The organism is Ideonella sp. (genome assembly GCF_044358605.1).
Classification (GTDB): domain Bacteria; phylum Pseudomonadota; class Gammaproteobacteria; order Burkholderiales; family Burkholderiaceae_C; genus Ideonella.
The window spans coordinates 26810-49114 of sequence record NZ_JBIKNQ010000010.1 but is presented as its reverse complement, the minus strand read 5'-3'; the positions used below and the strand labels follow the sequence as shown (position 1 = coordinate 49114).

General features: G+C 64.3%; 19 protein-coding genes, 1 pseudogene and 1 riboswitch. Of the genes and pseudogenes, 16 read left to right on the top strand and 4 right to left on the bottom strand.

What is annotated here, in order from left to right:
• Positions 1-3 precede the first annotated feature (3 nt).
• The 7 genes from ybeY (at position 4) to ACIQ3Q_RS05525 (ending at position 7890) form a co-directional block, all read left to right on the top strand.
• On the top strand, positions 4-462 hold the full coding sequence (gene ybeY / locus ACIQ3Q_RS05555; protein ID WP_396268012.1) for an rRNA maturation RNase YbeY: 459 nt from the start codon (positions 4-6) through the stop codon (positions 460-462).
• Positions 463-565: 103 nt separating this feature from the next.
• Positions 566-2806 carry a PhoX family protein gene (locus tag ACIQ3Q_RS05550; RefSeq protein WP_396268011.1) on the top strand — a complete coding sequence of 747 codons (2241 nt, stop codon included), beginning with the start codon at positions 566-568 and terminating at the stop codon, positions 2804-2806.
• 73 nt (positions 2807-2879) lie between these two features.
• Positions 2880-2984, top strand: a riboswitch (S-adenosyl-L-homocysteine riboswitch).
• 91 nt (positions 2985-3075) lie between these two features.
• Positions 3076-4518 carry an adenosylhomocysteinase gene (gene ahcY, locus ACIQ3Q_RS05545; protein ID WP_396268010.1) on the top strand — a complete coding sequence of 481 codons (1443 nt, stop codon included), beginning with the start codon at positions 3076-3078 and terminating at the stop codon, positions 4516-4518.
• Positions 4519-4669: 151 nt separating this feature from the next.
• A complete protein-coding gene (locus tag ACIQ3Q_RS05540) occupies positions 4670-5440 on the top strand; it encodes a TlyA family RNA methyltransferase (RefSeq protein WP_396268009.1) in 771 nt (256 codons plus the stop codon).
• Positions 5441-5445: 5 nt separating this feature from the next.
• Entirely contained in the window at positions 5446-6282 is an 837-nt protein-coding gene (gene metF, locus ACIQ3Q_RS05535) for a methylenetetrahydrofolate reductase [NAD(P)H] (protein ID WP_396268008.1), read from the top strand.
• Positions 6283-6329: 47 nt separating this feature from the next.
• Entirely contained in the window at positions 6330-7109 is a 780-nt protein-coding gene (locus ACIQ3Q_RS05530) for a response regulator (RefSeq protein WP_396268007.1), read from the top strand.
• Positions 7110-7287: 178 nt separating this feature from the next.
• A complete protein-coding gene (locus ACIQ3Q_RS05525; protein WP_396268006.1) occupies positions 7288-7890 on the top strand; it encodes an OmpW family protein in 603 nt (200 codons plus the stop codon).
• A 186-nt stretch (positions 7891-8076) separates the two neighbouring features.
• Here the strand turns inward: ACIQ3Q_RS05525 and ACIQ3Q_RS05520 are convergent, their stop codons facing one another.
• Complete coding sequence (locus ACIQ3Q_RS05520; RefSeq protein WP_396268005.1) at positions 8077-10077, bottom strand: ATP-binding protein; 2001 nt, start codon at positions 10075-10077, stop codon at positions 8077-8079.
• Positions 10070-10663, bottom strand: coding sequence for a 5-formyltetrahydrofolate cyclo-ligase (locus ACIQ3Q_RS05515; protein ID WP_396268004.1), 594 nt, complete (start codon positions 10661-10663; stop codon positions 10070-10072). The genes ACIQ3Q_RS05520 and ACIQ3Q_RS05515 overlap by 8 nt, the downstream gene beginning before the upstream one ends.
• 106 nt (positions 10664-10769) lie before the next feature.
• Between ACIQ3Q_RS05515 and ACIQ3Q_RS05510 the strand changes: the two genes are divergently transcribed.
• The gene (locus ACIQ3Q_RS05510) at positions 10770-11192 is read left to right on the top strand and encodes a TfoX/Sxy family protein (RefSeq protein WP_396268003.1); all 423 of its coding nucleotides are present in this window, start codon (positions 10770-10772) and stop codon (positions 11190-11192) included.
• 59 nt (positions 11193-11251) lie between these two features.
• Here the strand turns inward: ACIQ3Q_RS05510 and ACIQ3Q_RS05505 are convergent.
• Positions 11252-11416, bottom strand: a pseudogene (locus ACIQ3Q_RS05505) (DUF2917 domain-containing protein); the annotation flags it as partial.
• An 89-nt stretch (positions 11417-11505) separates the two neighbouring features.
• On the opposite strand from ACIQ3Q_RS05505, the gene ACIQ3Q_RS05500 reads away from it, so the two are divergent.
• The 8 genes from ACIQ3Q_RS05500 to ACIQ3Q_RS05465 all read left to right on the top strand — a co-directional run bounded on the left by ACIQ3Q_RS05500 (position 11506) and on the right by ACIQ3Q_RS05465 (position 20201).
• Positions 11506-12498: a LysR family transcriptional regulator gene (locus ACIQ3Q_RS05500; RefSeq protein ID WP_396268002.1), complete on the top strand. Its 993-nt coding sequence runs from the start codon at positions 11506-11508 to the stop codon at positions 12496-12498.
• A 97-nt stretch (positions 12499-12595) separates the two neighbouring features.
• Entirely contained in the window at positions 12596-13285 is a 690-nt protein-coding gene (locus ACIQ3Q_RS05495) for a glutathione S-transferase family protein (protein WP_396268001.1), read from the top strand.
• A 50-nt stretch (positions 13286-13335) separates the two neighbouring features.
• On the top strand, positions 13336-15345 hold the full coding sequence (locus ACIQ3Q_RS05490; RefSeq protein ID WP_396268000.1) for a transglycosylase SLT domain-containing protein: 2010 nt from the start codon (positions 13336-13338) through the stop codon (positions 15343-15345).
• Positions 15342-16340, top strand: coding sequence for a complex I NDUFA9 subunit family protein (locus ACIQ3Q_RS05485; RefSeq protein WP_396267999.1), 999 nt, complete (start codon positions 15342-15344; stop codon positions 16338-16340). The genes ACIQ3Q_RS05490 and ACIQ3Q_RS05485 overlap by 4 nt, the downstream gene beginning before the upstream one ends.
• A gap of 21 nt (positions 16341-16361) precedes the next feature.
• Positions 16362-16796 carry a GNAT family N-acetyltransferase gene (locus ACIQ3Q_RS05480; protein WP_396267998.1) on the top strand — a complete coding sequence of 145 codons (435 nt, stop codon included), beginning with the start codon at positions 16362-16364 and terminating at the stop codon, positions 16794-16796.
• On the top strand, positions 16793-18016 hold the full coding sequence (locus ACIQ3Q_RS05475; protein ID WP_396267997.1) for a multifunctional CCA addition/repair protein: 1224 nt from the start codon (positions 16793-16795) through the stop codon (positions 18014-18016). Before ACIQ3Q_RS05480 ends, ACIQ3Q_RS05475 begins: the two co-directional genes overlap by 4 nt.
• Positions 18017-18135: 119 nt before the next feature.
• Positions 18136-19104 (top strand): exopolyphosphatase, encoded by a 969-nt coding sequence (locus ACIQ3Q_RS05470; RefSeq protein ID WP_396267996.1) that lies wholly within the window; start codon positions 18136-18138, stop codon positions 19102-19104.
• Between the two features lie 128 nt (positions 19105-19232).
• The gene (locus tag ACIQ3Q_RS05465; RefSeq protein WP_396267995.1) at positions 19233-20201 is read left to right on the top strand and encodes an exopolyphosphatase; all 969 of its coding nucleotides are present in this window, start codon (positions 19233-19235) and stop codon (positions 20199-20201) included.
• A 23-nt stretch (positions 20202-20224) separates the two neighbouring features.
• Here ACIQ3Q_RS05465 and ACIQ3Q_RS05460 read toward each other — a convergent pair whose 3' ends face one another.
• Entirely contained in the window at positions 20225-22291 is a 2067-nt protein-coding gene (locus tag ACIQ3Q_RS05460; protein ID WP_396267994.1) for a site-specific DNA-methyltransferase, read from the bottom strand.
• Positions 22292-22305: the final 14 nt, after the last annotated feature.

Below are 22305 nucleotides of genomic sequence, written 5' to 3'. Positions count from 1 at the left end.
ATCATGAGCAAAGCCCTGCACCCCTTGACCCTGTCGCTTCAGTGTGCCGATGGTCGGCATCGCGCCCTGCTGCCGCGTCACAAGGTGACGCGCGCCATCCGCCATGCGCTGGAGGCGCCGGGCGAGATCACCGTGCGCATCGTCGACGAGGTCGAAGGCCAGGCCCTGAACAGCGAGTTTCGGGGCAAGGACTACCCCACCAATGTGCTGACCTTCAACTACAGCCATGAGCCGGTGGTGATGGCCGATTTGGTGCTGTGCGCGCCCATTGTGGAGGCCGAGGCCAAGCAGATGCGCATCAGCGTGGCCGACCACTACATGCACCTGCTGGTACATGGCACGCTGCATGCCCAAGGCTGGGACCATGAAGACGATGAGGCCGAAGCCGAGGCCATGGAAGCCCGCGAGACCGAGATCATGCTGGGGCTAGGTTTGAAAGACCCGTACAGAAGCGGCAAGTAAGGCGGGCGCTGTGGCGCCGTCACCGAACTGTCACGCCGTCGTCACGGCGCGGCCACATGGGTTTTGAAGAATGCAGTGATCCCTCCACCCGCTGGACACTGCCATGAACACACTTCAAAAAACCTCTTCCACTTTCGCTGAGAACAGCTACGACGACAACGAGATCGTCAACCCCTCCGCCAACCCGCACATGAATGAGCTGGTGGCGGCCATGGTGAGCCGTCGCCAAGCCTTGCGCGGCGGTGTCAGCGTGACGGCAGCCACCCTTCTGGGCAGTCTCAGCCTCAGCGCCTGTGGCGGCGGCGACAGCCCCGCACCGGCACCAGCTCCCGTGGCACCCACCCCTCCGGCGCCAGCTCCGCTGGCCCTGGGCTTTACCGCCGTGGCCAAGAACAAGAACGACGTGGTCACCGTGCCAGAGGGCTACCAAGCCAGCATCTTGCACGCGCTGGGTGACCCGCTGCACTGGGGCGACGCCAGCTGGGCCAACGACGGCAGCGAGAGTGCCGACAGCTACAACCGCCGCATTGGCTGCGGCCATGACGGCATGTACTACTTTGGCCTGAGCGAGGCCAGCAAGTACCAGGCTGACCGCTCAGACCGTGGCCTGCTGTGCGTGAATCACGAGTATGTGGTGGGCCCCTACAGCCTGCACCCCAACGGCTTGACCGCAGGCAGCACCCGCGTTGTCAGCGAAGTGGAGAAGGAAATCTACGCCCACGGCGTGAGCGTGGCTGAAGTGCAGCGCAAGAGCGGCAGCATGGACATGGCGATGGTGCGCGGCTCGCGCTTCAACCGCCGCATCACCTCGGCGACAGTGATGGATATCACCGGTCCGGCGCGCGGCAGCCGCTTGATGCAGACCCGCTTCTCACCCACCGGCCGCCAGACGCGCGGCACCAACAACAACTGCGCCAATGGCTACACGCCTTGGGGCACCTACCTGACCTGCGAAGAGAACTTCCTGAACGTGATCAGCCGGGCCGTGGGCGATGACGCGCTGCGCAGCGCCGCTGAAGTGGTGGCCCTGAAGCGCTATGGCCTGACCCAAGGGCGCGTCAGCCCCTACAAGTGGGACACCGCTGGGACCGACGATCTCTTTGCCCGCTGGACCTCCTCGGTCACGGGCACGGACGCCACGCTGGACTATCGCAATGCCATCAACACCTTTGGCTGGGTGGTGGAGATCGACCCGTTTGCACCCGATTCCGTACCCGCCAAGCGCAGTGCGCTGGGCCGCTTCAACCACGAAGGTGCCTGGCCCGCTCCCGCCGTCGTGGGTCAGCCCATCGTGATGTACATGGGCGACGACGCACGTAACGAATACATCTACAAGTTCGTCTCCAAAGCCTTGTGGAGCGCTGCGGACGTGAATGGCGGCCTGACAGCCGGCGCCAAGTACCTGGACGAAGGCACGCTGTATGTGGCCAAGTTCAATGCCGACGGCAGCGGCCAGTGGCTGGAGCTGACGCACGGCAAGAACGGCCTGGACGCCAGCAACACCACCTATCCCTTTGCGGACCAAGCCGATGTGGTGACCCACCCCCGCCTGGCGGGTGATGTGCTGGGCGCGACCAAGATGGACCGTCCGGAATGGGGCGCGGTGAACCCGCTCAACGGTGAGGCCTACATGACCCTCACCAACAACTCCAACCGCGTGGACCCGACGGCCACGCCCACCGGCAGCCAGCTCAAGCCTGATGCTGCCAATCCGCGCTACTACAGTGACACGAAGACCGACGACACCAAAACGCCGCCTGTCACCACGGTCTCCAAGGGCAACCCCAACGGTCACATCATTCGTTGGCGCGAGGCGGCCAGCAATGTGGCGGCCACCAGCTTTGCCTGGGACATCTATCTCTTTGGCGCCCAGGCCGACGCGGCGGCCAATGTCAACTTGTCGGGCCTGACCGCGAGCAATGACTTCTCCAGCCCTGACGGCCTCTACTTCGACCCGCGCGGCATGCTGTGGATCCAGACCGACGACGGTGCCTACACCGATGTCACCAACTGCATGATGCTGGCCGCTGTGCCCGGCAAAGTGGGTGATGGTGGCGCGGCCACTGCGGCGGGCGGCACCGCCACGATCAAGGGCGCCAATGCCACCGATGCCACGGTGCGTCGCTTCTTGGTGGGCCCCAAGGACTGCGAGATCACCGGCATTGCGGTCACTCCTGATGGCAAGACCTTGTTCGTGAATGTGCAACACCCGGGCGAAGATGGCAGCTTGGCCAGCCCCAGCAGCGCCTGGCCCGCCTCCCAGACGGACAGCGCCTCCAAGGCCCGTCCCCGCTCGGCCACGGTGGTGGTCACTCGCAAGGACAGCGGTGCCGTTGGCGTCTAAGCGCTGAGCCGCTTCGGCCGCACAAAGCCTGCGCTTAAGCACGGGCTTGTGCGGCCGATATACACTTCTGCCCTTGTTCGAGGAGCGTTGCAAGGCTCCACCCCCGTGGTGAGTGGCCCCAGGCTCGAACACATCCAGCCAGTGCCCAGCACTGATTTGGCAACGGCGCTCACCCGCAATCCTCTCTGGCCGTGGGTGAGTCGCGTCTGATGTCAGTCGCGTTCAGATGAGATGCGGGATTCCTGTTGAACCACACGGAGTCTTTGCCCATGAACGCTGCAACCACCCCCGCCCAATTGCTGGCTGCTGACCAATACGCCGTCGCTGACTTGACCCTCGCCGCCTGGGGCCGCAAAGAGATCAAGATCGCCGAGACCGAAATGCCTGGCCTGATGGCCATCCGCGAAGAGTTCGCCGCCAGCCAGCCGCTCAAGGGCGCGCGCGTCACCGGCTCGCTGCACATGACCATCCAGACCGCTGTGCTGGTGGAGACCCTTCAGGCCTTGGGTGCCCAAGTGCGCTGGGCTTCGTGCAACATCTTCTCGACCCAAGACCATGCTGCCGCCGCTTTGGTGGCCACCGGCACGCCGGTGTTTGCCTACAAGGGCGAGTCGCTGAAGGATTACTGGGATTACACCCACCGCATCTTTGACTTCGGCGCCGCTGGCACACCGGGCGAAGGCCCCAACATGATCCTGGACGACGGTGGCGATGCCACCCTGCTGATGCACCTGGGCAAGCGCGCTGAAAAAGACGCCTCGCTGATTGCCAACCCCAGCAGCGAAGAAGAGACCTGCCTGTTCAACGCCATCAAGGCCAAGCTGGCCGTGGACCCGACCTGGTACAGCCGCAAGGGTGCGCACATCATCGGCGTGACCGAAGAAACCACCACCGGCGTGCTGCGCTTGAACGAAATGGCCGCCAAGGGCAGCCTGATGTTCCGTGCCATCAACGTCAACGATTCGGTCACTAAGAGCAAGTTCGACAACCTGTACGGCTGCCGCGAATCGCTGGTCGATTCGATCAAGCGCGCCACCGACGTGATGATCGCCGGCAAGGTGGCTTGCGTGGCCGGTTACGGCGACGTGGGCAAGGGCTCGGCCCAGGCCCTTCGCGCTTTGAGCGCCCAAGTCTGGGTGACCGAGATCGACCCGATCAACGCCCTGCAAGCCGCGATGGAAGGCTACAAGGTGGTGACCATGGAATACGCCGCCGACAAGTGCGACATCTTCGTCTCGGCCACCGGCAACAAGAACGTCATCCGCTACGAGCACATGGCCGCCATGAAGGACGAAGCCATCGTCTGCAACATCGGCCACTTCGACAACGAGATCGACGTCGCCTCGCTGGAAAAGCTGGAGTGGGACGAGATCAAGCCGCAGGTCGACCACGTCATCTTCCCCGACGGCAAGAAGATCACCCTGCTGGCCAAAGGCCGTCTGGTGAACCTGGGCTGCGCCACCGGCCATCCCAGCTTCGTGATGTCCTCTTCGTTTGCCAACCAGACCATCGCCCAGATCGAGCTGTTCACCAAGCAAGACCACTACGAAGCCGGCAAGGTCTATGTGCTGCCCAAGCACCTGGATGAAAAGGTGGCTCGCCTGCACCTGAAGAAGGTCGGCGCCCAGCTCACCGAGTTGACCGATGAGCAAGCCGCCTACATCGGCGTATCCAAGAACGGCCCCTACAAGGCCAACACCTACCGGTACTGATCCCGAGCGCGGGCGCACTCACCCGGCGCTGTGGCGCGAACCTCCAGGCACCGTTGCGTTTTCAAACTACGCGTCGGTGCCAGGGGCGCTTTGCGCCAAGCCCCATGCGTGCCCGCTGCATCGTGTGTAGACATGCTTTTTCGGGGTCTGAATGAGAGTTGATCAATTGCTGGTCCAACAAGGACTGGCGCCCACCAGGTCGGCCGCGCAGCGGCTGATTGAGCAGGGTGGAGTGCGCTGGCTAAGCCCCAAGGGCTGGGCCGTCCCGAAGAAGGCTGGCGAGCAAGTGCCGGACGACTGCACGCTGGAAGTCACCGACGACGCCGAACTGCGCTGGGCCTCGCGCGCCGGGCTCAAGCTCGAAGGCGTGTTGGCCAAGCTGAAGCTGCCCTTGAGCGGAGCCACCGCCTTGGACGTGGGCCAAAGCACCGGCGGCTTCACCGACGTGCTGTTGGCCCAGGGTTGTGCCAAGGTGGTAGGAGTGGACGTGGGGCACGACCAACTCGCCGAGCGTCTGCGCGAAGACCCGCGTATCGCCTCATTTGAAGGCCTGAACGCCCGAGAGCTGACCGCCGCCCACCTGGGTGAGCATGCGCCCGCAGCGGGCTTTGACTTCATCACCGGTGACTTGTCCTTCATCTCGCTGGCCTTGGTGTTGCCGGCCCTGGTGCCCTTGCTGGCCCCGGGTGGCCGAATGCTGATGCTGGTCAAACCGCAGTTTGAGCTGCAGCCGGTGGACATTGGCCGCGGGGGCCTGGTCAAGAGTGAAGCCGCCTACGGCCATGTGGAAGCCAAGCTGCGCAAGGCTTGTGGCCGTCTCAATCTGACCGTTACTGGCTGGCACCACAGCCCCATCACGGGCGGCGACGGCAATAAAGAATTTTTCATCGAGGCGGTGCCCACCGCGCTCGACAAGGAGTGAGTGACATGAGTGAGCGACAAGCGCCGATCAGCTTCGAGTTCTTCCCCCCCAACACGCCCGTCGGCAGCGAGAAGCTCAAGACCGTGGTGAAGGACCTGTCGGTGGTGAGCCCAGAGTTCTTCAGCGTGACCTATGGCGCTGGCGGCGCCACCCGCGAGAAGACCCTGGCCACGGTGCAAGACATCGCCACCTTGGGTTATGAGGCCGCCCCGCACCTGTCTTGCGTGGGCTCGACCCGCGAAGGCATTGCCGAGATCTTGCAGACCTACCGCGCCCAGGGCATCCGCCGCTTGGTGGCCCTGCGGGGCGACTTACCCAGCGGCACGGCCGTCGCTGGTGAATTCCGTTACGCCTCAGAGCTGGTCAGCTTTGTTCGTGAAACGCAGGGCGAAGACTGGCACATCGAAGTAGCGGCCTATCCCGAGTACCACCCGCAGCAACGTTATGCCGCCCGGGACTTGCAGCACTTTGCCGACAAGATGAAGGCTGGCGCCAATGCGGCCATCACCCAATTCTTCTTCAACCCAGATGCTTACTTCCATTTTGTCGATGAAGTGCGCAAATTGGGCGTGACAGCGCCTATCGTGCCGGGCATCATGCCCATCCATAACTATGCGCGCATCGCGCAATTTGCCCAGCGCGACGGGATTGAGATCCCGCGTTGGGTGGCGCTGAAGATGGAGGGATTCATGGACGACGCCGCTGCCGTCCGAGCCTTTGGCTTGGATGTGGTGACGCGTTTATGCGAGCGCTTACTTGCAGGAGGAGCCCCAGGCATTCATTTCTACACACTCAATCAGTCAGCACTTTCCCTGGAAGTCTGTCGCCGATTGGGACGTTAGAAGTGACCGAAGGCTATCGCTGGTGAGATTTACATCACAATAGCCCCATGCTTCCCCATCCCGAAGAAACCCCAGACAGCCTGCCAGCGGCGGCCCCCGCCGGCCCGTCAGTCGCCAGCGCTGGGGCGGCCTCGCCCGCCATGCAAGCCAAAAGCGTGTTGCTGGTGGAAGACCAAAGCCTCGTGAGGGCAGGCATGAAAACCATGCTCCATATGGTGGAGCCTGAGTTGCTGATCACGGAGGCGGGCAGCTACGACGAAGCCCTGCGCAAGCTCCAGCATTACAAGATTGACTTTGTGCTGCTGGACATCGACTTGCGCTCTGAGAAGTCCGGTCTGGACCTCCTGGCCCATATCCGTGCGCAGGAGTTGCCGGTCAAGGTCATCATGCTGTCGGCCTCCGACGACCGTGACACTGTCATGCACTGCATCGCTTCAGGCGCCTCGGGCTACATCGCCAAGAGTTCGGGCAATGAGTCGGTGTTTGCCGAAGCGTTGAGCACTGTGCTGAACGACGGCGTGTTTCTGCCCAGCTCAATCCTGGCAATGGCGCGCCCCAGCCTGCCTCCAGATCGCCTGCCTGCGCCCAAAACCTTGGCCGATTTCGCCCTGTCTCCCCGCATGACGGAGGTCTTGTTTTACCTCTGCCAAGGCATGCCCAACAAGAGCATTGCGCGCCAGATGGGTATCAGCGAAGGCACCGTCCGAAAAACCTATGTGTCCGAACTGCTACGGCACTTCAAGGTGACTCGCCGCACCGAGTTGATCATCGAGGTCTCTCGCCTGGGCCTGCGTGTACCCCGCCCGGCACCCCACACGTCAGCCTGACCGTCGCGCCCACGCGTCAGGCACCTGCACAAGCTCTGCGCCATGTCAAAGCAGCGTTGGCTTTGACGAGGGTCCGATCACGATCTTGATGTCGAGCAACTGAGCCCCTGCGCCGCAGCGCTGAAATGACTCCAGCACCTCAGACGAGGTTTCGGTTTCATCACTCAAGGAGCATGACATGCACAAGACCCTGATCGCCCTGGCCACCGCAGCCACCCTGGCCGCCCCCCAACTGGCCACCGCTCAAGACAGCGGTGACTGGCTGGTGCGCGCCCGCGCCGTTCACCTGCAATCGGCCAACAAGGACAGCACCGGCTTGGGCTTGACCATCAACGACAAGTGGCTGCCCGAAGTGGACATCAGCTACTTCATCAACCCTAACGTGGCTGTTGAGCTGATTTTGACCGTTCCACAAAAGCAAACCGTGTACTCGAATGGCGCCGCCATCGGCAGCTTCAAGCATCTGCCACCGACGCTGACCGCGCAGTATCACTTCACCGGCAACAGCAGCTTCCGCCCGTATGTGGGTGCAGGCGTGAACTACACGAATGTGTCTGACGTTCGCCTGCTGGACGGTGGCGCCAACCTCAAGCGCAACAGCTTTGGCTTGGCCTTGCAGGTGGGCGTCGATGTGCCGGTGGGCGGCGGCTGGGTCTTGAACCTGGACGCCAAGAAGGTGCAGATCAAGACGGATGTGCTGGTCGGCCCCACTGAAACCAATGCCGGCACCTTCAAGGTCGATCCGCTGCTGCTGAGCGTGGGCTTCGGCAAGCGCTTCTAAGCCAAGTCGCGACGCCCCAAGCCCAGCGCCAACATGGGCGCGGGGCGCCAGAGCAGAAAGCCTTGCGCTCGGGCGCAAGCCATCGCCCGCAAAACCTGGGCTTTTGCGGCCGGCGGCTTGCCGGGCAAGCTCATCAAGCGCCAAGAGTGGCTGCCCTCCATCCCCTCAAGCTGGGGCTGACATAGGTCAGGCTTGCTCAGCCTTCACCTGGACTGGCCGAGACACTCGCAGCAAAGCGCGCAGCACATCGGCCACCGCAGCGGGCTTACGCAACAGGCTCACGCCGTGCAACTCGGGCAGTGTCTCTGCGTCCAGCGGCTCACCACTGAGCACGACCAAGGGCACCTGGGGCCACACCGTGCGCACCACGCGCCGCACATCCAATGCGGTCCTGCCCGCCGGAAGGCGAAAGTCGCTGATGAGGACATCCGGACAACGCTCTAGGCCGCTCGCAGCCGCGGCCAGGGAGTCATGGTCCGCAAACGACTCACACAAGACGCCCACCCCCTGGAGCATGTGCTGCAGAGACTCACGGACGATGGCGTCGTCCTCCACCAACAGAACATACAAGCCAGCGAGCGCGGACAGTTCCACCTCATCCGCCAGACTCAATGTCGAGGCATCCACGCCCTGTGCCGCATGCGGCATGCTCAGCGCAAAGCAACTGCCCCGCCCCAAATCAGACCGCACCGCCAAGGCATGGCCGCTCAACAAGGCCAAGAGCTTCTGCACCACCGCCAGCCCTAGGCCGACCCCTTTCTCGGCTTGTGCCAGCAGGTTATTGGCCTGGAAGAAGGGCTGAAAGATCAAGCCTTGGTCCAGCAAGTCTTTGGCAATGCCCAAGCCGTTGTCGACCACCTGCACGTCAACGCGTCCCGCGTCGCAAGAGAGCATGACGCGCACCCAAGCGCCCTCTTCGGCTTCGGCGCGGCGATATTTGATACCGTTGCTGATCAGATTGCCCAGTATGCGGCGCAGGAATTGCGCATCACTGCGGACCCAGCAGGCCTCAGCGGGCCTCTCCAAGCCCAGGCGCACACCTTCGGACTGAGCCTGGGCCGAAAAGGCATCCACCATTTCTTTGACCAAGCTCCGCAAGTCCACCCAACCCAACTCGGGCTGAACGCGACCAGACTCCAAACGCGCGATTTCCAGCATGCCGGTCAGCTGGTCCTGCAAAAAGTGGGTGGCTTGATGAGAGAGCTGCAGCAACTGCGCGACAGTGGCTTGGTCCCCGCGCTCCAGCGCGCGAGAGACGGGGTACATCGCAGCCATGATGGCCTGCACAGGTTGTCGCAAGTCATGCACCGCACTGGCCATGAACTGCGCACGCTCATGATTGCGAGCTTCTGCATCTTGATGCAGTCGCTCCTTGAGCCGTATCACCGCCTGCAGGCGCTCTTGGGCTTCCGCGCTGGAGACTGCCAGCGCATCATGCAAGCGCTGCAATTCGAGCCCATGGCGACGAATCTCTTCGTTCTGCACGGCGAGCGCCTGCTGGTCCAAAAAGCTGCGTCGCGAAATCAACTCAAAGAGCCAACACACCATACATCCGACGGCGATGAACAAGCCCAGCAGCACAATGGCGCTCACCGAAAACTGCTGCGTCACCGCCGTTGGCATCACGGTCGGCTTACGGGTGGTGCACCAGATCATCGTGGCACTCAGTGCCGTCGTTTGCCAGAGCGCCAACCACACCGCAGCGCGCGCCGACAAACCAAACAAGCCGAAGGAGAATGCACTCACCAGCGCCAATCCGGTGAAGCCATACAGCTGGTCGTAAGGGGCCGGCATGATGCCAACGATGAAGCTAAGGCCCAGATAAACGAAAACGGACGCCCAGAGAATCATGCGGTCGGCATACCCCGCTTCCGTCAGCACCCGTTCAGACGACACAAACAAGGTGTAGGCCATCAACAGGCCCGCCGCCACCACGACCCGCAGCATCAAGATCCAGGACATCACGGCGGCATACGCCGGGTCCGCTTGCGCGAGCGCGAAATCCCACAGCAGAAAGGAGCACCAAGTCGCCGCCCCGACCAGCGTGACCACCTTGCGAACCGACATCAATCTGCGGTTCAACCACTGCCCGTAGGCTCGCTCTTGCTCGGGCTCAAACCGGCGAGGAAAGCCGTCTGGCCAAGCGCCTGAGGTGTCACTCAATGCGGCGCCCATGCGCTCAGTCACGCTGCCAGAAAACGCCTTCTTCAGTCAGCAATGCATCCAGCGGCATATCGTGCGGCTCGGCTTCCAGCCACGGCACATAGCCATGGGAATAGCCCAGCCCCGCCGTGATGGGGGCAGGCTGCAAGGCCGCCAGCGTGCGGTCATAAAAACCACCGCCGTAACCCAAGCGCGTGCCCCCTGGGCCAAACCCGACACAAGGCACCAACAGCAACTCAGGATGAAATGCCTCGGTATCTTTGGGCTTGGGAATGCCATAGGCATCCTCTTCCATGGGGCAGCCCGGGTACCAGACATGGAAGGTCAGCTGCTTAGTTTCGCGGTTGATGACTGGCAGGCCGATGCGGCGGCCCTCTGCCGCTTCACTCCAGCGGTAGAGCGCAGGCAGCGCGTCGAACTCGCCTTTGATGGGCCAGTAAGCGCCAATGGTCTGCTCCTTGCGACTGATGAGCCAGACCTGCAGCACCTCTTGCAGGTGAGCAGCCCGCTGGTGCCTGTCCAGCAAACTCAGGCGCTCGGCCTGCAGTTGTTTGCGCAGCACCGCTTTGTCGCGGGAGGGTTCGAGGTTGAGCTTGAACGGCAGGGTCATGGCGGGTCACACAGCGCTGCGAAAGCGCCTCACAATAGACCAAAGCGGCGGAAACCCGATTGTGCATGGGTCACCGCCATCCGCCTACCCGACACGCACCGCCCTGATGAAGACGCCTCCTCCCAGTGCCGAACTTTTGGCTTGGGCCCTTGAGCTGCTGAGCCCCCAAGGCCCTGCGCGCTCGCGCCGCATGTTTGGCGGCCATGGCATCTATGTGGACGACTTGTTCATCGCCTTGATCCTGAACGATCAGCTCTACCTGAAGGCTGATGAACACAACCAAGCGCGCTTTGAAGCGGCCGGTTGCAGCCGCTTTGAATACACCATGGCCGATGGCCGCCAGGGCCATCTGCGCTACTACACCGTGCCGGCCGAAGCCTTGGAATCGGTGGCCGAGATGCAGCCCTGGGCGCGTGAGGCCATGGCTTCAGCGCTACGCGCTAAAGCCAGCAAAGCCCCAGCCAAGCCGCGCACCCGGGCCGCCAGAAGCGCCAAGCCTGCCGCGAAGAAGCGACTCGCCAAACTTTGACGGCAAGGCTGAGGCCGCAAGCCCCAGGCGCTGGGGACGCCGCTTTGCCAAGCCTCCAGCGTCACCCAGTCGCCGCGCCGCAGTGCGAGGCAGGCGCCTTCCCGCAGCACATGGTCCTCTGGGTCATGGTCGCGGGTCACCCACAGCGTGCCCTGCACAGCACAGAGCTGCGCATCCCCGCTGAGGCGCAAGCGTTGAACGTGATGAAGCGGTGTGGAAGTCATGAATCAGCTCCTGGTCAATGTCTGCATGATGCAGGACAGCCTGCGACAAATCCAATGACATTGCGGTTCAAGATTGATAAGCTGGCGTCATGAATCGACCACTCCATCGTCCCTTGCCCTTGGATTGTTTACGCAGCTTTGAAGCCGTGGCCCGACACCTGAGCTTCAGCGCGGCGGCCGAAGAGCTGCACCTGACCCAACCTGCCGTCAGCCGCCAAATCAAAGGCCTGGAAGAGGAATTGGGCGCGCCGCTGTTCCAGCGTGCCACCCGCAAGGTGGAGTTGACCGCCGCCGGGCACACCCTGCTGCGCGCGACCGAACCCTTTCTGGCCCGTCTGGACGCCAGCGTGCGCCAGATCCGCATGAGCCGCAGCCGCGCCAAGGTCAGCGTCACCACCTTTCCGTCGTTTGCGTCGCTATGGTTGATGCCGCGCCTGCCGCTGTTTGAGCGCGACCACTCCGACGCCGACATCCGCATCGCAGCGTCAGACCGCATGGTGGATGAAGACGACACCGAACTGGACCTGGCCCTGCGCCACTGCCGGCCGGAGCGCGCACCCGCCGCGGCCAAGCGTCTGTTTGGGGAAGTCCTGACCCCGGTCATTGGCCGGCGCCTGGCCGAGGTCATCGCAAGGGGTGAGGCGCCCGTGCTGACCCAAGCTGCTGACCTGGCCCAGCACACCTTGCTGGACATGGACGATGGCTCTCCGCACGCCAGCGACCTGGGTTGGGGCGCCTGGCTGGCCGCCCATCACCTGCCGGGCTTGGCGCCACGCCGCTGGCTGAGCATGAACTACACCCACCAGCAAATGCAAGCCGCACTGTCAGGCCAAGGCGTGGCACTGGCCCGCCTCGCCATGGTGCATGACGCGGTCGAGCAAGGCGATTTGATCGAGCCCTTCGGCCCGCAAGGCCGCCGCTGGGCGCCCTGGTGTTACTGGCTGCTGCCCTTGGGCGGTGCGGGTGTCCAGCCCCGGCCCGAGGTGCAGGCCTTCAGCGCCTGGATACAACAACAGGCGGCGTTGACCCGCCACGCCATTGGCGACACGCCGGACCCAGAAGCCGAGATCGACAGCGATTGATGCACGAGGCGCATGGCCGCCATGCGCCGATTGCACCCATGTGCAGCCCCTGGCGCGCTAGCATCAGGCCATCATTCACCGCCTCTTGCCACGCACCATGTCCACACTTCAACTCGTCATCGGCAACAAAAACTATTCGTCCTGGTCCATGCGGCCCTGGGTGCTCCTGCAGCACTTCGGCATCCCGTTTGAAGAGCTCATGGTGCGCTTCGACGGCTTCACCCCCGACTCTGCCTTCAAGCAGCGCATGGCCGAGATCTCGCCCACCGGCAAGGTGCCGGCGCTGATCGACGACGGCTTCACCGTGTGGGACACCCTGGCCATTGCTGAATATCTGGCCGAGCGCCACCCCGAGCATCCGCTGTGGCCGCGCGACCGACTGCAGCGCGCCCGGGCCCGCAGCCTGTGCGCCGAAATGCACAGCGGCTTTGGCGCACTGCGCAGCCACTGCCCGCAAAACATCGAGGCCTCGCTGCCTGAAGTGGGCCAGCGCGTGCTGCAAGAACAGCCCGGCGTGCGCGCCGACCTGGACCGCCTGCAAGCCCTGTGGTGCGAAGCCCTGGCGGGCAGCGGCGGCCCCTTCCTGTTTGGGGAATTCGGCATCGTTGACGCCTACTTCGCCCCCGTGGTCGGGCGGCTGCGCACCTATGCCCTGCCGGTCAACGCCACTGTGGCCGCCTATATGGACCGCGTCTGGGCCTCGCCCGGCGTGGCGGCCTGGGTCACCGAAGCCTTGGCGGAGCAGGAGTACCTGGATTTCGAAGAACCCTATCGCAAGCATCGTTGACACCAAGCAGACCTGCGCACAAGGGGCAGATCGGGGTACAGTGCCCCGTCATGTGGAAAACCCGAATCCCCCTTGCGCTGGCGACCTTGGCCACGGCTGCCGCCAGCTTCAGCGCTCTGGCTCAATCCAGCGCAGACGACCTGATCCGCGACGCTCGTCAAGCCTTTGTCCGCAAAGACAAAGCCAAGCTCGCCAACGTGCGCAGCGCCGTCATGGACGCGCGCCACCCCTTGGCGCCGTGGGCCGACTACTGGGCGCTGAACCTGCGTCTGCCGGAGGCCCGCAGCGAGGACCTCGACGCCTTTTATGCCCGATGGCCGGGCAGCTATGTTGAAGACCGGCTGCGCAATGACTGGCTGCTGGAGTTGGGGCGCCGCCGCGACTGGGCGACCTTCAGCCGCGAAGTGCCGCGCTTCAAGATGAACGACGACCGCGAGGTGAACTGCTACCGGCTGCTGGCCGAACACCAAGCCGGCAAGGACGTGCGTGAAGCAGCCCGCAAAGCCTGGATGGCCCAAAGAGAGGCTGACGACGGCTGCCACCAACTGGCCAAAGCCCAGTTGGACAGCGAGCGCTTCATGCCCGAAGACGTGTGGCGCAAAGTACGGCACGCCACCGAGCATGCGCGGCTGCGGCAGGCGCGCCAGGCCGCCTCGCTGCTGGGCGACAACGTGGCCGCCTCCACCCAAGAGGCGCTGGACAACCCCTCGCGCTTCATCAACACCCGGGCCATTGCCCTGGGCCATGCCCGCAGTGAGCTGGCGTCCATCGCCCTGGGCCGCTTGGCCGCCAGTGACCCAACCGCCGCCGCACGCCTGCTGGAGGACCGCTGGGCGGGCGCCTTGGGCGGCGAGCATGGCGCTTGGGCCTGGGCGCAAACCGCCAAACAAGCTGCGCTGGCCTTGCGCCCTGAATCGCTGGAGTGGAGCCGCAACGCCTGGGACACCCTCAAACCTCGGCTGCGCGACAAACCCGATTGGAGTGACGAAACCTTGGGTTGGCATGCCCGGGCAGCACTGCGTTTGGGCGGTACCACTGAACGCTGGGTGCTGGCCATGAGGGCCATGGATGCCATGAGCCCCGAAGAGCGCGCCGACCCAACCTGGCGCTACTGGCGTGCCCGCGCCCTGCAAGCCTTGGCCAAACCGGGCAGTGCAGGGGACGAGCAGCGCGAACAAGCGCGAGACTTGCTCAAAGACCTGTCGGACGAATTGCACTTCTATGGCCAACTGGCCTCGGAAGACCTGGGCGCTGTGCAGCCCTTACCGCCAAAGCCTGCCGCCCCCACCGCCCCAGAGCGCGACGCTGCCCGCAGCCGCCCGGGCCTGCAGCGCGCGCTGGCTGCGTTGGCCTTGGGCCTGCGCAGCGAAGGTCTGCGCGAGTGGAACTTCTCGCTCATCGGCATGACGGACCGCGAACTACTGGCCGCTGCGCAGCTGGCCTGCAGCCGCGAGATCTGGGACCGCTGCATCAACACCAGCGAGCGCAGCAAGGCCGAGGTGGATATGGAGCAGCGCTTCCCCTGGCCGCTGCGCGAAGAGGTGGTGCCGCGCGCCCGCGAGGCGGGCCTCGAACCGGCCTATGTCTATGGCTTGATCCGCCAAGAGTCGCGCTTCATGCTGGCCGCGCGCTCGCATGTCGGCGCCTCGGGCCTGATGCAGATCATGCCCGCCACGGCCAGCTGGACAGCCAAGCGCATTGGCCTGCCCTACAAACCAGAGATGATCACCGACCGCGACACCAACCTGCGGCTGGGCAACGCCTACCTTAAGATGGTGTTAGAAGATTTGGGGGGCTCCCAAGCCATGGCAGCGGCCGCCTATAACGCCGGGCCGAACCGCCCCCGGCGCTGGCGCGAGGGCCCGGTACTAGAGACCGCGATCTGGATCGAAAACATTCCGCTGCATGAAACCCGCGACTATGTGAAGCGGGTGCTCTCCAACGCCAGTTACTACGCCGGATTGGCCGCTGGCCGGCCGGTGGCCTTGAAGCCGCGCCTGGGCAACAGCATTGGCCCTCGAGACACCCAAGCCCCAGCCCCTGACAGGGAGCTGCCATGAGTGTGCAGCAGCAAGCCATGCCTGCGCGCCACATCTTGGTCTTGGGCGGCACCGGCTTTGTGGGCAGTGCCTTGTGCGATGCGCTGGCACGCGACCCCCAGCTCGCAGGCGCTCGCTTGCGCGTGCCCTCGCGCCGCGCGCAGCGGGCAGGGGCGGTGCGCATGCTGCCCAACGTAGACCTGATCCAGGCCGACATTCACCAAGACGCGGCCCTGGACGCGCTGCTGCACGGGTGTGACGCCGTGGTCAACCTGGTCGCCATCTTGCACGGCAGCGCCGCTGCTTTTGAGCAGATTCATGTGGGCCTGCCCAGGCGTTTGCTTGCAGCCATGGCCCGCCAAGGCGTGCACCGCTTGGTGCATGTCAGTGCCTTGGGCGTGCCCGACAACGGCGCAGCGGCCCCCTCCCACTACCTGCGCAGCAAAGCGGCCGGAGAGCAGGTTTTGCAGCAGGCGGCCCAAAATCAAGGTCTGCAGCTGACCGTGCTGCGACCCTCGGTGATCTTTGGGGCGCACGACAAATTCCTGAACCTCTTTGCGGCCTTGCAGGCCCTTTTCCCGCTGATGCCGCTGGCCGGGGCCGAGGCGCGGTTTCAGCCAGTGTGGGTGGGCGATGTGGCACAGGCCGTGGTGGCCTGCCTGCGTCAGCCCGGTACTGCGGGCCAGACCATCGAGTGCGCCGGGCCGGAGGTCTTCACCCTGCGGCAATTGGTCGAGCAGGCCGGGCAGCTCAGCGGCCACCCGCGCACGGTGCTGCCGCTGCCCTCAGCATTGGCCCAGCTTCAGGCCTTGGCGATGGAGTGCCTGCCGGGCGAGCCCTTGATGTCGCGTGACAACCTGGCCTCAATGACCACACCCAACGTGGCCACACCGGGCCGCCCGGGGCTGGCGGCGCTAGGCATCACCCCCACCGCCTTGATGGCGGTTGCCCCGGCCTATCTGCGCCAGCACCAAGGTTGCGCCCGGCTGGATGCTTGGCGGGCATTGCACCGCTGACACCCTGTCGTTTGTCCCGCCATGCCCGACATCCGCTGGATCACCACCCAAGAGCGCCCGGCAGGCGTCGTTGACGCCGTCGACTCGGGGCTGGATCACTACAACCTGCATCATGCGCCGCTGCAGCAAGTGCAGCCTTTGGTCTGCGCTGCGCAAGATGAGCACGGTGCCACGCTGGGCGGCGTGGTCGGCCGGACCTGGGGCGAGTGCGCCGAGGTCGAGCAGGTTTGGGTCGATGAGGCGCAACGCCGCAGCGGCTTAGGCCGGCGCCTGATGACAAACTTCGAACACGCGGCCCAGGCCCGTGGCGTGCGCCGCATCTACCTCAGCACCTTCAGCTTTCAGGCTCGGGGCTTTTATGAAAAGCTGGGCTATCGCATGGTCTGGGAAGTGGCCGGCTTCACGCCCGAGATCAGCAAGTTCATGATGCAGCGCGAGCTGCCCAGCGCCCCATGAAGTGCTATGTGGTGGGCGGCGCGGTGCGCGACGCCCTGCTGGGCCGCCCCGTGCATGACCGCGATTGGGTGGTGGTGGGCAGTTCGCCCCAGGCCATGTTGGACGCGGGCTTTGTGGCGGTGGGCAAGGACTTCCCCGTCTTTTTGCACCCGCAGACCCACGAGGAATATGCCCTGGCCCGCACCGAGCGCAAAACCGCGCCGGGCTACCACGGCTTTGCGGTGCATGCCGCGCCCGATGTGACGCTGGAGCAAGACCTGCAGCGGCGCGACCTGACAATCAACGCGATGGCGCAAGACGCCGACGGTCAGGTCATCGACCCCTATGGCGGCCAGGCCGACCTGCAGCAGCGCGTGCTGCGGCATGTGGGCGAGGCCTTTGCCGAAGACCCGGTGCGCATCCTGCGCCTGGCCCGCTTTGCGGCACGGCTGACGGACTTCAGCGTCGCGCCAGAGACCTTGCATCTGATGCAGCAGATGGTGGCCAGCGGCGAGGTAGATGCCCTGGTGCCTGAACGCGTGTGGCAAGAGCTGGCACGTGGCCTGATGGAGGCGCGCCCCAGCCGCATGCTGCAGGTGCTGCGGGACTGCGGCGCCCTGGCGCGACTGCTGCCGGAGTTGGCCGCGCTGTGGGGCGTGCCCCAGCCGCCCAAGCATCACCCCGAGATCGACTGCGGCGTGCACACGCTGATGGTGGTGGACATGGCGGCGCGCTTGCAAGCGCCGCTGCCGGTGCGCTTTGCGGCCCTGTGCCATGACCTGGGCAAGGGCCTCACACCACCTGAAGAATGGCCGCGCCACATCGCCCATGAAGCCCGCAGCGAACGCTTAAGCCGCCAAGTGGCGCAGCGCCTCAAGACCCCCACCGAGTGCAGCGAGCTGGCGGTGATGGTGGCACGCGAGCACACCAACATCCACCGCGCCACCGAGCTGAACGCTGCGGCCCTGCTGCGCCTGATCGAGCGATGCGATGCCTTCCGCCGCCGCGAGCGCTTTGAGCAAGCCCTGCTGGCCTGCGAGGCCGACGCCCGCGGCCGCCTGGGTTTTGAAGAAGCGGCCTACCCCAGCCGCACGCGTGTGCTCCAGGCCTTGGCCGTGCTGGACAGCGTCGACACCACCCAGGTGGCCGCCGAGGCCATGGCGCGTGGTGTCAAGGGCCCAGGCATCGCGAATGCCCTGCATCAGGCCCGAGCGGCGGCCTTGAGCGCTGCAAACGTGTAGGACTGCGCACTCTTCGCCACTGTCTGCAAGCGGCGCTTGAGGCACCGCCTTGGCGGACGATAGCGCGTGGGCGCTAGGCGGAAGCTCGCCTGCGCCCACTTCACTTTGGCGTAAAACTGATGATCGCGACCCCTCCCGACAAGTACCGGCTGCTGACCCGCAGCGATATGGACGGCCTGATTTGCGCCGTGCTGCTGAGGGAGCTGAATCTCCTGGGCGAGGTGGTCTTCCACCACCCCAAAGACGTGCAAGACGGCAAGGTCGAGGTGCATGAGCATGACATCTTGGCCAACCTGCCTTATCTGCCGGGCTGCGCCCTGTGCTTTGACCACCACTCCAGCGAGGCCAAGCGCAATCTGGGCCTCAACACCCCAGGCTATGTGCTGCACGCCAACGCCAAGTCGGCGGCCCGTGTTGTCTACGACTATTACGGCGGCGCAGACAGCTTTCCCAACATCAGCGCCAGCCTGATGGACGCCGTCGACCGCGCGGACTCTGCCGACTTCAGCCGCCACGACGTGCTGCACCCAACCGGCTGGGCCTTGATGTCGTTCTTGATGGACGCGCGCACCGGACTGGGCCGCCACAAGGACTACCGCATCTCCAACTATCAGCTCATGGAGATGCTGATCGAGGCCTGCCGCACCCTGAGCGTCGAGGAGATTCTGGAGCTGCCCGATGTCAAAGAGCGCACCACGCGCTACTTCGCTCAGCAAGAGGCCTTTGAAGCCCAGCTGCGCCGCGTGGGCCAGGTGCACGACAACCTGGTCGTGCTGGACCTGCGCGACGAAGACCCCATCTATGTGGGCAACCGCTTTGTGGTCTATACCGTGTTCCCGCAGTGCGACATCTCTATGCACGTGATGCGTTCGCGGCAGGGCGAGCAAACGGCCTTCACCGTGGGCAAGTCCATCTTTGGGCGGCGCAACAAAATGGACATTGGCGCCCTGATGCTGGACCACGGCGGCGGCGGCCATGATGCGGCAGGTGCTTGCCAGGCCCCCAATGCCCAGGCAGGCCTGCGCAAGCAACGCCTGACCGAGCGCATCGTCGCGCTGTCACGCCTGGCGCAGCCCGTGCCAGCCTGAGACTTTCTGCCCAGCGCAACACCCACTTGCAGGGCGCAAGGTAAAGCCGCCGCCACTTTGGCCGAAAAAGCAGCATGCGCGCGGCGTCAGGCCAGCGCGAGCCTTTTTGACATTGGGAGCCTCACCACATGACCTCTGCCCCTCAAAAGTACCGCCTGTTGACCCGCAGCGACATGGACGGCCTGGTCTGCGCCGTGCTGCTCAAAGAAATGGACATGCTGGGCGAGATCGTCTTTGTGCACCCCAAGGACATGCAAGACGGCAAGGTGGCGGTGACGGCGCAAGACATCCTCACCAACCTGCCCTATGTGCCCGGCTGCGGCATGTGCTTTGACCACCACTCCAGCGAGGCCGAGCGCAACAACGGCAAGCCCACGCCGGGTTATGTGCTGAAGGCCGATGCCAAATCAGCCGCGCGGGTGGTCTATGAGCACTTTGGCGGCAAGGCCCGCTTTCCGCGCATCAGCGACGAGATGATGCACGCCGTCGACAAGGCCGACTCCGCCGGCTTCACCGAAGCCGATGTGCTGCACCCGCAGGGCTGGGAGCTGCTGTCCTTCTTGATGGACGCCCGCACCGGATTGGGCCGCTTCAGAGAGTTCCGCATCTCCAACTACCAGTTGATGATGCAGCTCATCGAGTGCTGCCGCGACATGCCCATCGCCGACATCTTGGCGCTGCCGGATGTCAAAGAGCGCGTCGACTTGTTCTTTGCCCAGCACGCCCTGTTCCGCGAGCAGATCCAGCGCGTGGCCGAAGTCCACGACAACCTGGTGATCCTGGACCTGCGCAAAGAAGACACCATCTTTGCGGGCAACCGCTTTGTGGTCTACGCCATGTTCCCGCAGTGCGACATCTCCATGCACGTGATGTGGGGCCGCGAAAAGCAGAACACCGTCTGCACCGTGGGCAAGTCCATCTTCGGGCGCCGCAACCCCATGGACGTGGGCGCGCTGATGCTGGAACACAGCGGCGGCGGGCACCATGCGGCAGGCACCTGCCAAGGCCCGAATGAGCAGGCCGACATGCGCAAGCGCACTTTGACGGCCCAGATACTGGAGCAATCCAAGCGGCCGCCGCTGAAGAACGCGGCCTGAGGCTTGGTGAGCAAACAGCCCCTTCAGGGCAGTGGCAGCTGCAACACCAACTCTTCGCCCAGCATGTCGATAATCTTCACCGCCACGGTGCTGCCAGGGGGTGGGGCGGGCAGCTCGTAGCGGCCTTGCACCAGGTCTTGCTTGCGCTCGGGCACGTCAGCCAAGGCCACGGTGAAGAGCTGGCCCTTGTGCTGGGGGTCGATCAGCACCGTGTCCACCACCGCACGCCAGTCGCTGACCTGCGCGCGGAACACGCCTTGCTCTAGGTTCAGGCGCTGCAATATGGTGGGCGAGACCACGTCTTGAATCTCCACCACCAGCCGCTCGCCTTGGCGCTGGGCGGTGACGCTGGCCCACAGCGGCTCGTGGCGAATGAAGCCGCCAAACTTGCGGTCGGTGCGCAGCTCTATGAGGTGCAGCTTGTTGATGGGCCGGTTGCGGTTATAGCCCTCAGCCCAGGCGCGGGCGTCGTGCTGCTGGCCCAGGCTGACCACCAGCACGTCGCGCTCTTCACTGGGGCGGGTGGCCAGCTCGGCACGCACGGCCTCCAGGTCCAGCGGGGTGAGCGGGTGGTTGAAGGGCACGATCTTGACCAAGCGCCCGCCCTGCGTGCCGTCAAAAAAGCTGTCGGTGCGGGTGCGCGCCACACCCAGGTGCTGGCAGGCCAGCTCCACCGCTTCGTTGTGCTGAATTTGCAGGTCATAGTCATTGACCCGGTAGGTGGCAAAGCTGAGCTGGGCCGGTGCGGGCGGCGCTGCTGGCCCGCCCTCTTCGCGCTCCTCGCCCACCAGCAGGCTGCTTTGGGCCGGTAGTGCCTGGCTAGCGGCTTGCTCGCGCATGAGGGCCTGCAGGCGCTTGGCCGTGGTTTGCAAGGCGCCTTTGTTGATGTCGCAACCTATCCAGCGGCGGCCCAGGCGCTGCGCCACGGTGGCGGTGGTGCCCGAGCCGATGAAGCAGTCGAGGACGAGGTCGCCAGGGTTGGAGCAAGCTGAAATGACGCGTTGGAGGAGTGACTCTGGCTTCTGGGTTGGATAGTCAGACCGCTCGTCGGCTTGGCTATTGACTGCAAAAAGGTCGTCCCAAATGCTGCTTACAGGTCGCCCCTTCAAGTCATCCCTGTAACGCTTGAGACGTGGAAATCCTTCCCCCTTCTTCGGCCAATAAATCTTGCCCTCAGCATCGAGGCGATCTAGCTCCTCAGTTCGATACTTCCAATGGACGCCCTTGGAGCTTGGGCTGAACCCGCGCCATGTCCCGCCCGTAGAGCCGTTGCGTAAGCCTGCAGCAGTCAGATTGTCCGCTGTGTAGAGACGCCCATCGCCGTCGTCTTGGTTGTAGTACTTGTCGAGATAACCGTCGGTGTACTCGCCGAAAGGTCGATTCCAAATTCTCTGGCTTGGGTTCTTCGCGATGTACAGCAAAGTGTCATGGATATGCCCAAACGAACTGGAATCATTTCTAGAGGCAGTGCGCTGCCAAGTGACTTCATTCACCAGCGAATCCGGCCCAAGCACCTCCTCTGCAATGAGGCGTAACAAGTGACTGCGATGCCAGTCGCAATGCAACCACAAGCAGCCATCCTCCGCCAACAACTCCCGCAGCATCAACAGCCGCTGATACATGAACTGCAGGTAGTTGTCGTTGGCCCAGATGTCGCTGTACTGGATCTGCTCGCCCAGGGTGTAATCCTCGCCGTCGATCTTGACCGTGCCCTTGGCCCCGCGCAGTTGCACCTTGCGCACATAGTCGGCGCCGCTGTCAAAGGGCGGGTCGATGTAGATCAGCTTGACTTGGCCTCTAAAGCCTGTGGCCAACAAATGGGCCAGCACGTCTTTGTTGTCGCCGTGGTAGAGCAAGCCGGCCTGGGGCAGGCTGGTGGGCCAGCCCGCCCAGCGGGTGCTGCTGGGGGCCGGGCTGCTGCTATTGCTGCTGCTGTGGCCTGCTGGCGGGGCGGCCTCAAAGCGCTCTATGGCCTGGGCGGGGTAGGCCGTCAACCGGCCCAGGGGCTTTTTACCCACCCAGGTCAGCATGGGGCGGCCTTTGGCTTTGGCCACGGTGAGGGTGCGGGGCGGGGTCGTCTTTTCACTCATGATGGGCTGTAATT

Coding starts and splice junctions, on each gene's coding strand:
- ybeY (WP_396268012.1), top strand. CDS start 4: ATGAGCAAAGCCCTGCACCCCTTGACCCTGTCGCTTCAGTGTGCCGAT.
- ACIQ3Q_RS05550 (WP_396268011.1), top strand. CDS start 566: ATGAACACACTTCAAAAAACCTCTTCCACTTTCGCTGAGAACAGCTAC.
- ahcY (WP_396268010.1), top strand. CDS start 3,076: ATGAACGCTGCAACCACCCCCGCCCAATTGCTGGCTGCTGACCAATAC.
- ACIQ3Q_RS05540 (WP_396268009.1), top strand. CDS start 4,670: ATGAGAGTTGATCAATTGCTGGTCCAACAAGGACTGGCGCCCACCAGG.
- metF (WP_396268008.1), top strand. CDS start 5,446: ATGAGTGAGCGACAAGCGCCGATCAGCTTCGAGTTCTTCCCCCCCAAC.
- ACIQ3Q_RS05530 (WP_396268007.1), top strand. CDS start 6,330: ATGCTTCCCCATCCCGAAGAAACCCCAGACAGCCTGCCAGCGGCGGCC.
- ACIQ3Q_RS05525 (WP_396268006.1), top strand. CDS start 7,288: ATGCACAAGACCCTGATCGCCCTGGCCACCGCAGCCACCCTGGCCGCC.
- ACIQ3Q_RS05515 (WP_396268004.1), bottom strand. CDS start 10,663: ATGACCCTGCCGTTCAAGCTCAACCTCGAACCCTCCCGCGACAAAGCG.
- ACIQ3Q_RS05510 (WP_396268003.1), top strand. CDS start 10,770: ATGAAGACGCCTCCTCCCAGTGCCGAACTTTTGGCTTGGGCCCTTGAG.
- ACIQ3Q_RS05500 (WP_396268002.1), top strand. CDS start 11,506: ATGAATCGACCACTCCATCGTCCCTTGCCCTTGGATTGTTTACGCAGC.
- ACIQ3Q_RS05495 (WP_396268001.1), top strand. CDS start 12,596: ATGTCCACACTTCAACTCGTCATCGGCAACAAAAACTATTCGTCCTGG.
- ACIQ3Q_RS05490 (WP_396268000.1), top strand. CDS start 13,336: ATGTGGAAAACCCGAATCCCCCTTGCGCTGGCGACCTTGGCCACGGCT.
- ACIQ3Q_RS05485 (WP_396267999.1), top strand. CDS start 15,342: ATGAGTGTGCAGCAGCAAGCCATGCCTGCGCGCCACATCTTGGTCTTG.
- ACIQ3Q_RS05480 (WP_396267998.1), top strand. CDS start 16,362: ATGCCCGACATCCGCTGGATCACCACCCAAGAGCGCCCGGCAGGCGTC.
- ACIQ3Q_RS05475 (WP_396267997.1), top strand. CDS start 16,793: ATGAAGTGCTATGTGGTGGGCGGCGCGGTGCGCGACGCCCTGCTGGGC.
- ACIQ3Q_RS05470 (WP_396267996.1), top strand. CDS start 18,136: ATGATCGCGACCCCTCCCGACAAGTACCGGCTGCTGACCCGCAGCGAT.
- ACIQ3Q_RS05465 (WP_396267995.1), top strand. CDS start 19,233: ATGACCTCTGCCCCTCAAAAGTACCGCCTGTTGACCCGCAGCGACATG.
- ACIQ3Q_RS05460 (WP_396267994.1), bottom strand. CDS start 22,291: ATGAGTGAAAAGACGACCCCGCCCCGCACCCTCACCGTGGCCAAAGCC.